This window comes from Microbacterium sp., assembly GCF_035554235.1.
In the GTDB taxonomy this organism is placed as follows: Bacteria; Actinomycetota; Actinomycetes; order Actinomycetales; family Microbacteriaceae; genus Microbacterium.
The window spans coordinates 55256-69318 of record NZ_DATMIO010000177.1 but is presented as its reverse complement, the minus strand read 5'-3'; the positions used below and the strand labels follow the sequence as shown (position 1 = coordinate 69318).

Below are 14063 nucleotides of genomic sequence, written 5' to 3'. Positions count from 1 at the left end.
GTCCCTCAGCCGAGGACGTTCATCCGGCTCGCGGCCCACACGAGCCATCCGGCGCTGTAGAGCAGGCCGAGGATGCCGAGGGCCAGCGCCCACGCCGCGACCGTACGGCTCTCGAGGGGACGCCGGAGCGCAACCACGGCCACGACGACGCCCACCAGCGAGACGGGAAAGCCCCAGCCGACGAAGAGGGATGCCACGAGCCCGACGACCGCGAAACCCAGCGCCCACGCGCCGAGGCCGCGGTGCGGTGCGATCGGCGGGGTCACCATCCACTGCGGCAGCGGTGCCGTGGGGTCGGGTTCCGCGTGCGAGGCGGTGACCGCGTCGACCGGCCCGGTGGGCAGGCGCGAGAACGTCGGCGCGGGCACACCCGGCACGCGCGCCTCGGGCTGCATCGCGTGGTCGAGGTCGACATCCGGGGTCGGCGGCTCCTGGCGCGGCAGCGGCCCCTCGGGCGCGGTCCCGCTCATACCGGCACCGCCTCATCGATCTGGATCTCGGTCACCGGCAGCGTGGAGTCTGCGCCGAAGCCGAGCGTCGACGGCGGGCGACCGGCCCTGATCAGCTCGGCCGCGAGCGCGGCGATCATGGCGCCGTTGTCGGTGCACAGAGAAAGGGGTGGGATCCGCACGGTCACGCCCGCGGCATCCGCCCGCTCGATCGCGACGTCGCGCAGGCGCTTGTTCGCGATGACCCCGCCCCCGAGCAGCAGGCGCGGCACGTCGTACCGGGCGCACGCGTCGAGGGCCTTCGTGACGAGCACGTCCACGACCGACTCCCGGAAGCTCGCTGCCACGTCGGCCACGGGGATCTCTGCCCCGTCCTGCTGCTCGACCCAGCGCGCGACGGCGGTCTTGACGCCCGAGAACGAGAAGTCGTAGCGGTGCTTGTCCATGTCGGAGGCCCGCGAGAGGCCACGGGGGAAGCGGATGGCGGTGGCGTCTCCGGATGCCGCAGCCCGGTCGATCTCGGGACCGCCGGGGTATGGCAGGCCCAGCAGCCGGGCGACCTTGTCGAAGGCCTCGCCGGCGGCGTCGTCGACGGTCTCGCCCAGCAGCTCGACGTCGCTCGTGAGGTCGCGCACGAGCAGGAGGGACGTGTGACCGCCCGAGACCAGGAGCGCGACCGTGGGGTACTCGAGGGGCGGTGCCACGCCGTCGCGACGGCCCGACGGCGACACGATGTCGGCGGCGATGTGCCCGACGAGGTGGTTGACGGCATAGAGCGGCTTGCCGAGCGCGACGGCCAGGGCCTTCGCGGCACCGATGCCGACCATCAGCGCTCCGGCGAGCCCGGGCCCGCTCGTCACCGCGATCGCGTCGAGCTCATCGAGCGTGACGCCCGCCTCGGCGAGCGCCGCCTCGATCGCGGGCTGCAGCGCTTCGAGGTGGGCGCGCGCAGCGACCTCGGGCACGACACCGCCGTACCGCGCGTGCTCGTCCATACTGCTGGCGATCGTGTTGCTCAGCAGCGTGCGGCCGCGGACGATGCCGATGCCGGTCTCGTCGCAGCTCGTCTCGATGCCGAGCACGAGAGGGTCGGTGCGGTTCACGTGCACACCTCCGCCTGGGGCGCGGCGCCGCGGGCGGCCACCCAGCCGGGCACGTCGAGCTTCATCACGACGGCGTCGACGTCGTCGGGCTGGTAGTACCGGGGGCGACGGCCGACCTCGGCGAATCCCTCCGAGACGTACAGCGCGTGCGCGACGGGGTTGTCGGCGCGCACCTCGAGGAAGACGTCCCGCACGCCGCGCGACACCGCCTCCGCGAGCAGCGCGCCGAGAAGTGCGCGGCCATACCCGCGTCCGCGGGCGGCTTCGGCGATCGCGATCGTCTGGATGTCGGCATCCGCCGCCCCCCGCGGGGCGCGCAGTCCCGCGTAGCCGACGACGCGGCCCGCGCTCTCGAGCACGATGTAGTGGCCGTGCGGGCTGGCGAGTTCCTCGCGCATCATGGCACCCGACCACGCGTCGGCGGGAAAGGAGGCGTTCTCGAGCGCCATGATCGGCTCGAGGTCTGCCCCGGTCGCTGGTCGGATGCTCATGCCCGCACCCGCTTCGGGGTGTGCCCGAGGGTCACGTCGGGGGCGCGCAGGTAGAGCGGTTCGGATGTCGCTGCGCCGCGCCCCGACGCGATCGCGCGGGCGGCGAGAAGGCCCAGGCCCTCCGGATCGATCGACGCGACGACGCGCAGCGAGTCGTGGTCGAGCGCGACCCCGCCGATCGTGCCGGCCGCCTGGAGTTTCGGCCCCTCGATTCTGCGCGGCATCCCGTCGTCGTCGACACCGTCGTAGAGAGTGACCGCGATCTCGCGCCGGCGCGCATCGGTGACGACGGCGAACCGGCCCGACCGCGCGGCGTCAGCGGGTGCGGGGCCCGCGAGTGCGGCGTCAACGGGTGCGGCGCGAGCGGGTGCGGCGTGAGCGGGTGCGGCGTCAGCGCCGCCCGCGAGAGCGACGGCGTCGTGGCTCACGACCGGCACGAACGGCACGGCGCGAGCGAGCGCGAACACGCGCGCCGCGGCGATGCCGATGCGCAGGCCGGTGAACGGTCCCGGTCCCATGCCGGCGACGACATGCGTGATGTCGCTCGGCGCCACGGCCGCCTGGGCGAGCGCCTGCTCGAGGAGCAGGCCGATCGCCTCGGCGTGGCCGAGGCGGGTCTCGCTGACGGCGGAGCCGTGCACGACGCCGTCCGCATCGACCACGACGACGGTCGAGCCGATGGAGGTGTCGACGGCCAGGATCACCTTTCCAGGTTAGTCGCGCGCAAGATCGGCCGGTCGCGGGCACCGCTGACGCACCCTGGACTCTCTGACGCACGCTGGGCTCTCTGACGCACCCCCGACTCTCTGACGCACCCTGGGCTCCCAACCCAACCCGCGCCCCCGGGCTCCCAACCCAACCCGCCCTCCCAACCCACCCCGCGCCCATTCCCGGGGTTTCGCTGTCGACGAATCGGGTACTCAAGTCTGCGCTTGGGCACACGCAGACTTGAGTACGTCGAACGGGAACACCGGCAATGCCGCGACACGCCGGAGGGCACCGACCGAGCACCCACCCGGGGCACCGCCACCGACCGAGCACCCACCCACCCCCGGGGCACCGCCACCGACCGAGCGGCCCGTCCTACGGCCGGCGGGACAGCGTCACGGTGCGCGGCGCCTCGATGTCCAGCTCGAGCGCCGCGCGGGAGGGTCCCCCACAGGCCGTGTCGGCGCCGCGGCCACCCATCGGGCGCTCGAGCTCGATCTCCCACCAGCTCTCCCGCAGCCCGTCGACCATGCCGCGGCCCCACTCCACCACGACGGCAGACCCGTCCACATCGATGTCGAGGTCGTCGAGCTCGAGCGCTGATCCCAGGCGGTAGGCGTCGACGTGCACAAGGGGGGTCCCGCCGACGAGCGACGGGTGCGTCCGGGCGATCACGAACGTCGGGCTCTGCACCGGCCCGCGCACCCCCAGCCCGGCGGCGATCCCGCGCGTCAGGGTCGTCTTCCCCGCCCCGAGCGGGCCCGTCAGCACGATCAGGTCGCCGGGACGCAGCATCCGGCCGACCTTCTCGCCGAACGCCTCGGTGTCATCCGCGGTGCTCAGCACATGACGGCCGGTGAGCGCATCGAGCCCGCTCACGACGACACCTGCCTCCGCGCCACACGAGGGCCGATGCGGGTCACGATCTCGTAGTTGATGGTGCCGGCGGCGGCGGCCCAGTCATCGGCCGCGGGGGTTCCGAGCGTCGGGTCGCCGAAGAGCACGACCTCATCGCCGACGGCGACCGGGTGGTCGCCGACATCCACCACGAACTGGTCCATCGCGATGCGGCCGGCGACGGTGAACCGGGCCCCCCCGATCGACACGGGTCCCGCACTGGAGGCCTGCCGCGGCACCCCGTCGGCGTAGCCGAGGGGCACGAGCGCCAGCGTCGTATCGCGCTCGGTGCGGTGGTCGTAGCCGTACGACACGCCCTGGCCGGCGGGGACCCGTCGCACCGCCGCCACGGCGCCGCGAAGGGTCATGGCGGGGACGAGGCCCAGGGAGGCGGACGAGCGATCGGCGAACGGAGAGAGCCCGTAGAGTCCGATGCCGAGGCGAACGCAGCCGAGGCGGGCCTCGGGCAGGTCGATCGCCGCGTGCGTCGCGGCGAGGTGGGTCAGCGGCGGGCGGAGCCCCGCCGACGCGGCGACGCGGATGCCGCGCTCGAACGCGCGCAGGGCGACACGGTCATCGTCCGCCGACGCGTTGGAGAGGTGGCTGAAGAGGCCGATGACCCGCAGCTTGCCGATGCGCTCCAGCCGCGCCGCCTCCGCGCAGAGCATGGGCCAGTCGGCGGCCGAGACGCCGTTGCGCGAGAGTCCCGTCTCGAGTTTGAGGTGAACGCTCACGGGGCGATCCATGGATGCCGCGGCCGCCGCGGCGAGCAGCTGCTCGAAGCTCGAGATGCCGAGCTCGACACCGACCGAGGCGGCCTCCGCGAACGAGGCCCCGGGGGCATGCAGCCACGCCACGATCGGGCTCGTGATCCCTGCGGTGCGCAGCGCGAGCGCCTCCGTCGTATCGGCGACGCCCAGGCGCGCCGCGCCGCCCTCGAGCGCCGCGACGGCCGCTCGCACGGCGCCGTGGCCGTAGCCGTCGGCCTTGACGACCGCGATCACCTCCGAGCCGGTGAGCCGCCGGAGGTGGCGGGTGTTCGCCGTGATGGCGGAGACGTCGATGAGCGCCTCCCGCATGACCCCGAGCGGAAGACGCGTCACCATGCCGCCCCGTCGGCGGACTGCGCCGTTGCCGCCCCGTCGGCGGACTCCGCGACCACATAGGCGGCGGCGAATCCCCCGTCGTGCGTCATCGACAGGTGGATCTGGGTGATTCCCCGTGCAGCGACGACGGCGGCGGTCGAGCCGCCCAGCGTGAACCACGGGCGCCCGGAGTCCTCGGGGGTAATCTCGATCTCGGTCCAGTGCACGCCGTCCGAACCCCCGAGCGCCTTGATCAGCGCCTCCTTGGCGGCGTACCGCGCGGCGAGGGACCGGAGGGGCAGAACCCGCTCGCCCGGGGAGAAGAGCCGCTCGAGCAGTCGCGGCGTGCGCTCGATCGCGCGCTCGAAGCGAGGGATGTCGACGAGGTCGACGCCGATGCCGACGATCACGCGCTCTTCCTCACCGGCCGCACGGGCGCGGACCGCGGCTACTCTACCGTGACCGACTTCGCGAGGTTCCGCGGCTGGTCGACGTCGAGGCCCTTCGCGACGGAGAGGCCCATGGCGAAGATGTGCAGGGGAACCACCGCGAGCAGGGGCTCGAAGAGCGGGCCGGCGAGGGGGATGCGCAGCACCTCGTCGGCGTGCGGCAGCACGGAGACGTCGCCCTCTTCGGCGATCGCGATCACGCGGGCACCGCGCGCACGGATCTCCTCGATGTTCGAGACGACCTTGCGGTGCAGCTCCCCCGACTCCCGCGGCGAGGGCACGATCACGAACACGGGCTGACCGGCCTCGATGAGCGCGATGGGGCCGTGCTTGAGCTCGCCCGCGGCGAAGCCCTCGGCGTGGATGTACGCGAGCTCCTTGAGCTTCAGCGCGCCCTCCATCGCGATCGGATAGCCCACGTGGCGGCCGAGGAAGAGCACCGAGCGCGTGTCGGCCATCCAGTGCGCGAACTGCTCGATGCGCTCCTGCTCGGTCTCGAGGATCCGCCGGATCTTGCCGGGAATGCTCTCGAGCTCGATCACGTGCTGCGCGCCCTCGACGGCGTCGAGCGTGCCGCGCACCCGGCCGAGGTGCAGGCCGAACAGGTAGAGGGCGGTGATCTGCGCGACGAAAGCCTTGGTCGAGGCCACCGCGACCTCGGGGCCGGCGTGGGTGTAGACGATCGCGTCGGACTCGCGCGGGATGGTCGCCCCCTGCGTGTTGCAGATCGACAGCGTGCGCGCCCCGTGCTCGCGGGCGTACTTGACGGCCATCAGCGTGTCCATCGTCTCGCCCGACTGGCTGATGGAGACGACGAGGGTGCCGGGGCCGATGACGGGATTGCGGTAGCGGAACTCGTGCGCGAGCTCGACATCCACCGGCACCCGTGCCCACTGCTCGATCGCGTACTTGCCGACCGACCCGGCGTAGGCCGCCGTGCCGCACGCCACGATGACGATGCGGGAGATGCCGACGAGCAGCTCGTCGAGTCCGTCGAGTTCGGGGATGACGACGTGGCCGTCGCGAATGCGGCCGAGGATCGTGTTGTGAACGGCTTCGGGCTCCTCGCTGATCTCCTTGGCCATGAAGCTCGACCAGCCGCCCTTGTCGGCGGCGGCGGCATCCCACAGCACCTCGAAGGGCTCGACCTCGACCTCCGCCCCGGTGAAGTCGGTCACCCGCACACCGCCGGGAGTGATGGAGACGATCTGATCCTGTCCGATCGCGAGCGCGTTGCGCGTGTGCTCGACGAAGGCAGCGACATCCGAGCCGAGGAAGTTCTCGCCCTCGCCGAGACCGATCACCAGCGGGGAGTTGCGGCGCGCGCCGACGACCAGCCCGGGGTGGTCCTCGTGCATCGCGAGCAGGGTGAAGGCGCCGTCGAGGCGGCTCACCACCGAGCGGAACGCCGCCTCGAGGTCTCCGCCCGCCGCGCGGTACTCGCGACCGAGCAGCACGGCCGCGGCCTCGGTGTCGGTCTCGCTGCGGAAGGCGTAGCCCTGGGCCAGCAGGTCTGCCTTGATCTCGGCGAAGTTCTCGATGATGCCGTTGTGGATGACGGCGAGCTTGTCGTCGTCGGCCAGGTGCGGGTGCGCGTTGGTGTCGGTCGGGCCGCCGTGCGTGGCCCAGCGCGTGTGCCCGATACCGCTCTTGCCGTCGCCGAGCGGGTTGGCGGCGAGGTCGTCGCGCAGCACCTTGAGCTTGCCGGCGCGCTTGCGCATGCCGAGCCCGCCGTCGCCGTCGATGACCGCGACGCCTGCGGAGTCGTAGCCCCGGTACTCGAGCCGGGCCAGGCCGGCGAGGAGGATGGCCTGGCTGTCGCGGGGGCCAACGTATCCGACGATTCCACACATGCCTCCCAGCTTAAGGCGGGAGGTATGCAAGAAGGCTGTACGAACCGGCTAGGTCTCGACGCTCGCAAGCTCGCCGGTTGTCGAGTAGCGCGCCAGCGCGTATCGAGACACGACCTTGACGCGATCCGCATCAACGCGTGCTTCGCTCGCATTGATCCGGATCAGGTCAAAGCTTGCGCAGACGCACCCGCTCGACCGAGTGGTCGGCACCCTTCTGGAGGATGAGCGTGGCACGCCGCTTGGTCGGCAGCACGTTCTCGACCAGGTTCGGGAGGTTGATGTCGTTCCAGTAACCGAGGGCCGTGCGCGTGGCCTCGGCGTCGTCGAGGTGGGCGAAGACGTTGAAGAACGACGACGGGTTGGCGAAGGCCCCCCGCTTGAGGGCGAGGAACCGGTCGATGAACCACTGCTCGATGTGCGCCGTCTCGGCGTCGACGTAGATCGAGAAGTCGAACAGATCGCCGACCGAGACGTCGTTCGGCGTCGGCGGCGGGGCCAGCACGTTGAGGCCCTCGACGATCACGACATCCGGCCGGCGCACCACGACGTGCGCGTCGGGGACGATGTCGTACCGCATGTGCGAATAGAAGGGTGCCCGCACCTCGGGTGCTCCGCTCTTGACCTCGGTCAGGAAATCGAGCAGCCCGCGGCGGTCGTACGACTCCGGAAATCCCTTCCGGTCCATGAGGCCGCGGCGCTCGAGCTCCGCGTTGGGATAGAGGAAGCCGTCGGTCGTGACGAGCTCGACGCGAGGCGTGTCGGCCCACCTGCTCATGAGCTCGCGCAGCAGGCGCGCGATCGTCGATTTGCCGACGGCGACCGACCCGGCCACGCCCACGACGAACGGCGTGGTCGTGTCGGGCTCGTGCAGGAACTCGCTCGTCGCCGCCCCGAGCCGCTTCGTCGCCGTCGCGTAGAGGCTCAGCAGCCGGCTCAGCGGCCGGTACACCTCCGCGACCTCGAGCATGTCGAGGCGGTCACCGAGGCCCCGGATCTGCACGATCTCGGTCTCGGCGAGGGGCTGCTGCACCTCCGGCGCCAGCCGCGCCCAGTCGGCACGATCGATCTCGCGATACGGGGAGAGCGTCGACGTGCTGGGGATCACGGGGTCGGCGGCGGACATCGGCCCCATCGTATCGCCGCCCCGGTGAGGGCGACGGCGAGGGTCGCCCGTGGATGCGGGCGGGGCGGGGCGGCCACCCCGCCCGCGATAGTCTCATCGGGTGCGTCTGGGAGTCCTCGACATCGGTTCGAACACCGTGCATCTGCTCGTCGCGGATGTGCTGCCGGGTGGACGCCCGCTCGCGACGACGAGCCAGCGCACGGTGCTGCGGCTCATGCGCTACCTCGCGCCCGACGGCTCGATCACCGAAGACGGCGTCCGCGCGCTCGAGGCCGCCGTCGCGCAAGCGCGCCGGGTCGCCGCCGACGAGGGTGTCGACGAACTGCTCGCGACCGCGACATCCGCCGTGCGGGAGGCGACCAACGGCGCCGATGTCATCGCCCGCATCGAGACCGCCCTCGGCCAGCCCCTGCAGGTGCTGGGCGGCGAGACCGAGGCGCGCTTCACGTTCCTGGCCGTGCGCCGCTGGTTCGGATGGTCGGCGGGTCAGATCCTGCTGTTCGACATCGGCGGCGGCTCGCTCGAGCTCGCGGCGGGCTCGGAGGAACTGCCCGACGTGGCCGAGTCGGTTCCGCTCGGGGCCGGCCGGATGACGGTGGAGTACCTGCCGCACGACCCTCCGGGAGACGCCGAGATCGACGCGCTCCGCGCTCACGCCGCCGAGGTTCTCGCGCCCGTCGCGAGCCTCTTCTCGTCGCAGCCGCGCCCCGACCACGTCGTCGGATCGTCCAAAGCGATCCGTTCGCTCGCGAAGCTCGCCGGCTATCCGATGCCCGGCTGGACAGGGATCGAGCGCATGGTGCTTCCCCGCGCGTCGCTGAAGGCGTGGATCCCGCGCCTCGCGCGCATCCCCGCCGAGGCGCGGCAGGAGCTGCCGGGCATCACCCCCGACCGCACCTTCCAGATCGTCGCCGGGGCGGTCGTGCTGCACCAGGCGATGAAGGCGATGGATGTCGAGGAGCTCGAGGTCTCTCCCTGGGCCCTGCGCGAGGGCGTGCTGCTGCGCTACATCGAGTCGCTGTCGTGGAGCGCGCCCCAGGCCTGAATCCTCGGGCGCGGAGGGTGGACGACCCCGGCCTGCTGGGTCCACACTTCGTAGATGGATGCACCCGCGGCGGCGATCCGAACTCCCGACCAGCGCATTCGAGTCTTCGTGAGTTCCACCCTGCGCGAGCTCGAGGCCGAGCGCCGCGCCGCGCGCGCGGCGATCGAGTCGCTGCAGCTCGCGCCGGTCATGTTCGAGCTCGGGGCACGGCCGCATCCGCCGCGCTCGCTCTACCGCTCGTACCTCGCCCAGAGCGATGTCTTCGTGGGGATCTACGGCGCGAGCTACGGCTGGATCGCCCCCGGGGAGGACACGTCGGGGCTCGAAGACGAGTATGCGCTCGCCGGCGGCATCCCGAAGCTGATCTACGTCAAGCAGCTCGACGACGCTCGCGAGCCCCGGCTCGACGCGCTGCTCGAGCGCATCCGCGACGACGACGACGCGTCGTACAAGCGGTTCTCCGACCCGGACGAGCTACGCGAGCTCATCACGGTCGACCTCGCGGTGCTGTTCGCCGAACGCTTCGACGCGAGCCGCCCGTCGCCGGAGGAGCAGTCTCTGTCGGCCCACGAGCCCGCCGGCGGGCGCGTGCCCGCCCCCTTCACCGCGATCGTGGGCCGCGGCGGGGCCATCGCGAGCGTTCGCGAGCTGCTGGCGCGGAGCGATGTGCGCCTCGTCACGCTCACCGGGCCGGGCGGCATCGGCAAGTCCCGCCTCGCCATCGAGGTCGCGACCGCGATCGCCGGCGAAGGCACCGAGGTCGTCTTCGTGATGCTCGAGCCCGTGCGATCGGCGCCGTTCGTGCTTCCCGCGATCGCGCACGAGCTGGGGGTCCGGGACTCGGGCGAAGGCCCGCTCGAAGACAAGGTCGTGACGGCGCTGGATGGGCGCCGTCTCGTGATGGTGCTCGACAACATGGAGCACGTCCTGGATGCCGCGCCGGTCATCGTTGCGCTCATCTCCGCGCTGCCGGAGCTCACCGTCCTCGTCACGAGTCGGTCGCCCCTGCGCGTGCGCCCCGAGCGCACCTTCGACGTGCCGCCCCTCGAAGTTCCCGCCGACGACCTCGAGCCGACGCCGGAGGCCGCCTCCGGCATCCCCTCCGTTGCGCTCTTCGTCGAGCGCGCGCGTGCGGTCCAGCCCGACTTCGAGCTGACTCCGGCCAACAGCGCCGCCGTCGTGGCCATCTGCCGCACGCTCGAAGGCGTGCCCCTCGCCCTCGAGCTCGCCGCGGCGCGTGTGCGGACGCTGTCGCCCGAGAGCATCCTCGGACGGCTGGCCGACGGGCTGAGCCTGCTCTCCGGAGGCGCCCGCGACCTGCCGGCACGCCAGCGGACCCTGGCGAGCACCATCCAGTGGAGCGTCGATCTGCTCGAGCCGTCGGCCCGCGCGAGCCTCGCGCGACTCGCCGTGTTCGCGGGGCCCTTCACGCTCGACGGCGCGGAGGCCCTGGTCGGCCCGGGCGCCCTGGACTCGCTCGACGCGCTCGTGGAGTCGAGTCTCGTGAGCCAGCACGATGTCGCGGGCCAGAGCGTGTTCAGCATGCTCGGCACGGTTCGCTCGTACTCGGCCGCCCTGAGCACGGCCGAGGAATGGGATGCCGCCCGCGAGACGCACGCGCGGTACTTCTTCGAGCTGGCGCGCGCCGCGGCCGTGGGGCTGCGCACCGGCGACCAGGTGGGCTGGCTGTCGGCGCTCAATCTCCAGCGCGCCGATCTCGCCTCCGCCGTGGCGTGGCTCACCGACCGCGGCGACGGGGACCGGGCGGCCGAGCTGGCGTGGTCGCTCTGGCTCTACCTGTGGCTCGGCGGCCTGCTCGGACAGGTGCGGATCTGGATGACGCGGCTGCTGGACGAGGTGGCGGCGCGCGGGAGCACCCTGTCGCACCGTGCGGAGGCGATCGCGCTGTACTTCACGAGGGCGATCGCGTTCTGGCAGCAGCAGGACGTCGACCTGGTCGGGGGCCTGACCCGCAGCGCCGAGCTCTTCGCGGAATCGGGGGACGACACCGGCGAGGCGCTCGCCCTCGTCTCGTGCGCGCTCGCCCGGCTCGCGGCGGAGACGCCCGATGTGCCCGGCGCCATCGCCGACCTCGAGCGAAGCCGGGATCGCTTCACGGCCGCCCACGACCGCTGGGGCGAGGCGATGGCACTGGTCACGATGGGTCGCGTGCTGATGGTCGCGGGGCAGGCGGATGCCGCAGCCCTCCGCTTCGAGGAGAGCCTGGCGCTCGCGAGCGCCGAAGGGGAACCCCTCGGCATCGCGATCGCCTTGCACCACCGCGGATGGGTGCGACTGCTCGCCGGCGACGTCGAGGACGCCGAGGGCGACTTCGCCCGGGGTCTCGACATCTCGGCCGCGCTCGGACATGACGAAGGCGTCGCATACGGCCTCGAGGGGCTCGTCGCCATCGCCGCGAAGCGCGGCGACGCCGACCGCGCCGGCGAGCTCGCCGGGGCGGCCGAGGCGCTCCGCCAGCGCACGGGGCTGTTCAACGCCGCCGCCTTCTCGTTCCACGCACCCGCGGTGGAGGGGCTGCGCTCCGCGGGGCTCGCCGACGAGTTCGATGCCGGCTCCGCAAAGGGTCGCGCCCTGCCGCTCACGGAGGTGCTTGCCCATGCCCGCACGTGAGCGCGTCGGAATAGCCGGTACCGATCGGGTACTGCTGCCGGTGCGGTGGCTGGCAGTCGTGCTGCTGCCGTTCCTGCTGATCGCCGCCGGCATCCTGATTCTCCTGCCCGCGCGCGTCGCCGACCTGTTCGCCTGGCCGATCGAACCGCCGATCACGGGCATGATCCTCGGCGCCGCCTACCTCGGGGGGATCGTCTACTTCGCCGGCGTGCTGTTCACCGCCGAGTGGCACCGCGTGCGGCGCGGCCTCCTGCCGGTCTTCGTGTTCTCGAGCCTGCTCGGAATCGCGACGGCGCTGCACGCCGACAGGTTCACTCCCAACCTGTCGTTCGTCGTGTGGTCCGTGCTGTACGCAACGACGCCGTTCCTGATCGCGGCGGCCGCCGTCGCCCAGCGATCCGCGGACCCCGGCACACCCGCGTCGCGGGAGACCATCATCCCCGCCCCCGTGGCGTGGACACTCGTGGTCGTGGGCGGCATCGCGACCCTGACGGGCCTCACCATGTTCGTGTCGCCGGCGGCGTTCATCGGAGTCTGGGGATGGGATCTCACCCCGCTCACGGCCCGTACGCTCGGCGCGATCCTCAGCCTCACGGGGTTCGTGAACGCGTCGATGATCATCGATCGCCGATGGACGAGCTTTCGCATCCTGTACGCCGCCCAGCTCGTGAGCATCGCCTTCGTGCTCACGGCGATCTGGGTGGGTCGCGCCGACGTGCAATGGGAGCGCCCCGCCGCGTGGGGGTTCGTGGCCCTGCTGGTGATGGCCCTCGGATGCTACGGCGGCCTCGCGGTATGGGCGGAGCGGCGGATGCGGCGCGCCGCGCGAGCGGGCGAGCGCGCCGTCGATCGGCAGGCCTAGAGGGCGAGTCGCTCGCTGACGACGGCGGCGAGCCGGTCGGCATAGGACTGCGCGGACTCGGGATCGGCGGCCTCGACCATGACGCGCACGAGCTGCTCGGTGCCGGAGGCTCGCAGCAGCACGCGACCGGTGTCGCCGAGCTCCGCCTCGACCTCGGCGACCGCCGCGGCGAGCACGTCGTCCGAGGCCACGCCAGTGCGATCCACGCCGCGCACGTTCAACAGCACCTGCGGGAACACGGTCATGACCGATGCGAGCTCTGCCAGCGTGCGGCCCGAGCGTGCCATCTCGGCCATCAGGTGCAGGCCCGTGAGCAATCCGTCGCCGGTGGTCGCGTACTCGCTCATGATGACGTGGCCGGACTGCTCGCCGCCGAGGGAGTAGCCGCCCTCGTTCATCGACTCGAGCACGTAGCGGTCGCCCACGGCGGTCTGCAGGAGGCGGATGCCCTCCTGTCGCATCGCGACATGCAGCCCGAGGTTGCTCATGACCGTCGCGACGAGCGTGTCGTCGACCAGGCGCCCGCGGCTCTTCATCGCGACCGCGAGGATCGCCATGATCTGGTCGCCGTCGACGACCTTGCCTGCGGCATCCACGGCGAGGCACCGGTCGGCGTCGCCGTCGTGCGCGATGCCGACGTCGGCGCCGTGCGCGAGCACGGCATCCGCCAGCTGGTCGAGGTGCGTCGAACCGACGCCGTCGTTGATGTTGAGCCCGTCGGGATCGGCGCCGATGACGGTCACCTTCGCACCGGCGTCGCGGAACGTCTCCGGGGAGACGCCGGATGCCGCACCGTGGGCGCAGTCGAGCACGACGTGCAGGCCGTCGAGCCTGTGCGGCAGCGACCCGAGGAGGTGCACGACGTAGCGGTCCTCGGCGTCGGCGAATCGGCGGATGCGGCCGACACCGCCGCCCGTCGGCTGCAGCTTGGGGGCGGCCATGGCCGCCTCGATGCGCTGCTCGACGACGTCGGGGAGCTTCACTCCCCCGCGCGCGAAGATCTTGATCCCGTTGTCGGGCGCCGGGTTGTGCGACGCCGAGACCATGACCCCGAAGTCGGCGTCGATGTCGGCGATGAGGTACGCGGTGGCCGGCGTGGGGAGCACCCCCGCGTCGAGTACGTCGACACCGGATGACGCGAGGCCCGCCGAGACGGCCGCGGCGAGGAACTCACCGGAGACCCTCGGGTCGCGGGCGACGACCGCCGTGAGGCGTTTGCCCGCCGCGCGGCGGGCGTCGGCGGTACGGCCCTGGCCCAGGACGACAGCGGTCGCCTGGGCCAGGGTGAGCGCGAGGTCGGCGGTCAGGGGGCCGTTGGCCAGCCCCCGGACCCCGTCCGTGCCGAAGAGCGGCATCGGGACGTTGCG

13 protein-coding genes are annotated in these 14063 nt (G+C 72.2%); 3 read left to right on the top strand and 10 right to left on the bottom strand.

Annotated features, from left to right (window positions below):
* Positions 1–5 precede the first annotated feature (5 nt).
* From VNT50_RS09280 to coaA, 9 genes are all read right to left on the bottom strand, one after another.
* Positions 6–470 (bottom strand): hypothetical protein, encoded by a 465-nt coding sequence (locus VNT50_RS09280; RefSeq protein WP_325484830.1) that lies wholly within the window; start codon positions 468–470, stop codon positions 6–8.
* Positions 467–1558 carry a tRNA (adenosine(37)-N6)-threonylcarbamoyltransferase complex transferase subunit TsaD gene (tsaD, locus tag VNT50_RS09275; protein WP_414683959.1) on the bottom strand — a complete coding sequence of 364 codons (1092 nt, stop codon included), beginning with the start codon at positions 1556–1558 and terminating at the stop codon, positions 467–469. Before tsaD ends, VNT50_RS09280 begins: the two co-directional genes overlap by 4 nt.
* The gene (gene rimI, locus VNT50_RS09270; RefSeq protein ID WP_325484828.1) at positions 1549–2043 is read right to left on the bottom strand and encodes a ribosomal protein S18-alanine N-acetyltransferase; all 495 of its coding nucleotides are present in this window, start codon (positions 2041–2043) and stop codon (positions 1549–1551) included. The genes tsaD and rimI overlap by 10 nt, the downstream gene beginning before the upstream one ends.
* Positions 2040–2747, bottom strand: coding sequence for a tRNA (adenosine(37)-N6)-threonylcarbamoyltransferase complex dimerization subunit type 1 TsaB (gene tsaB, locus VNT50_RS09265; RefSeq protein ID WP_325484827.1), 708 nt, complete (start codon positions 2745–2747; stop codon positions 2040–2042). Before tsaB ends, rimI begins: the two co-directional genes overlap by 4 nt.
* 379 nt (positions 2748–3126) lie before the next feature.
* Positions 3127–3630, bottom strand: a complete 504-nt coding sequence (gene tsaE, locus VNT50_RS09260; protein WP_325484826.1) for a tRNA (adenosine(37)-N6)-threonylcarbamoyltransferase complex ATPase subunit type 1 TsaE — start codon at positions 3628–3630, stop codon at positions 3127–3129.
* Entirely contained in the window at positions 3627–4754 is a 1128-nt protein-coding gene (gene alr, locus VNT50_RS09255) for an alanine racemase (protein WP_325484825.1), read from the bottom strand. Before alr ends, tsaE begins: the two co-directional genes overlap by 4 nt.
* Positions 4748–5143 carry a holo-ACP synthase gene (locus tag VNT50_RS09250; protein WP_325484824.1) on the bottom strand — a complete coding sequence of 132 codons (396 nt, stop codon included), beginning with the start codon at positions 5141–5143 and terminating at the stop codon, positions 4748–4750. The genes alr and VNT50_RS09250 overlap by 7 nt, the downstream gene beginning before the upstream one ends.
* A 38-nt stretch (positions 5144–5181) precedes the next feature.
* Positions 5182–7035, bottom strand: coding sequence for a glutamine--fructose-6-phosphate transaminase (isomerizing) (glmS, locus tag VNT50_RS09245; RefSeq protein ID WP_325484823.1), 1854 nt, complete (start codon positions 7033–7035; stop codon positions 5182–5184).
* A 166-nt stretch (positions 7036–7201) separates the two neighbouring features.
* The gene (gene coaA, locus VNT50_RS09240) at positions 7202–8167 is read right to left on the bottom strand and encodes a type I pantothenate kinase (protein WP_325484822.1); all 966 of its coding nucleotides are present in this window, start codon (positions 8165–8167) and stop codon (positions 7202–7204) included.
* A 91-nt stretch (positions 8168–8258) separates the two neighbouring features.
* On the opposite strand from coaA, the gene VNT50_RS09235 reads away from it, so the two are divergent.
* Genes VNT50_RS09235 through VNT50_RS09225 form a run of 3 tightly spaced genes read left to right on the top strand, consistent with a single transcriptional unit; the run spans position 8259 to position 12696 of the window.
* Entirely contained in the window at positions 8259–9203 is a 945-nt protein-coding gene (locus VNT50_RS09235) for a Ppx/GppA phosphatase family protein (protein ID WP_325484821.1), read from the top strand.
* A 54-nt stretch (positions 9204–9257) separates the two neighbouring features.
* Positions 9258–11834: a DUF4062 domain-containing protein gene (locus tag VNT50_RS09230; RefSeq protein WP_325484820.1), complete on the top strand. Its 2577-nt coding sequence runs from the start codon at positions 9258–9260 to the stop codon at positions 11832–11834.
* Positions 11821–12696, top strand: coding sequence for a hypothetical protein (locus VNT50_RS09225; RefSeq protein ID WP_325484819.1), 876 nt, complete (start codon positions 11821–11823; stop codon positions 12694–12696). The genes VNT50_RS09230 and VNT50_RS09225 overlap by 14 nt, the downstream gene beginning before the upstream one ends.
* On the opposite strand, the gene glmM is transcribed toward VNT50_RS09225, so the two are convergent.
* Complete coding sequence (gene glmM / locus VNT50_RS09220) at positions 12693–14051, bottom strand: phosphoglucosamine mutase (protein ID WP_325484818.1); 1359 nt, start codon at positions 14049–14051, stop codon at positions 12693–12695. The two genes, VNT50_RS09225 and glmM, sit on opposite strands and share 4 nt — an antisense overlap.
* Positions 14052–14063 lie beyond the last annotated feature (12 nt).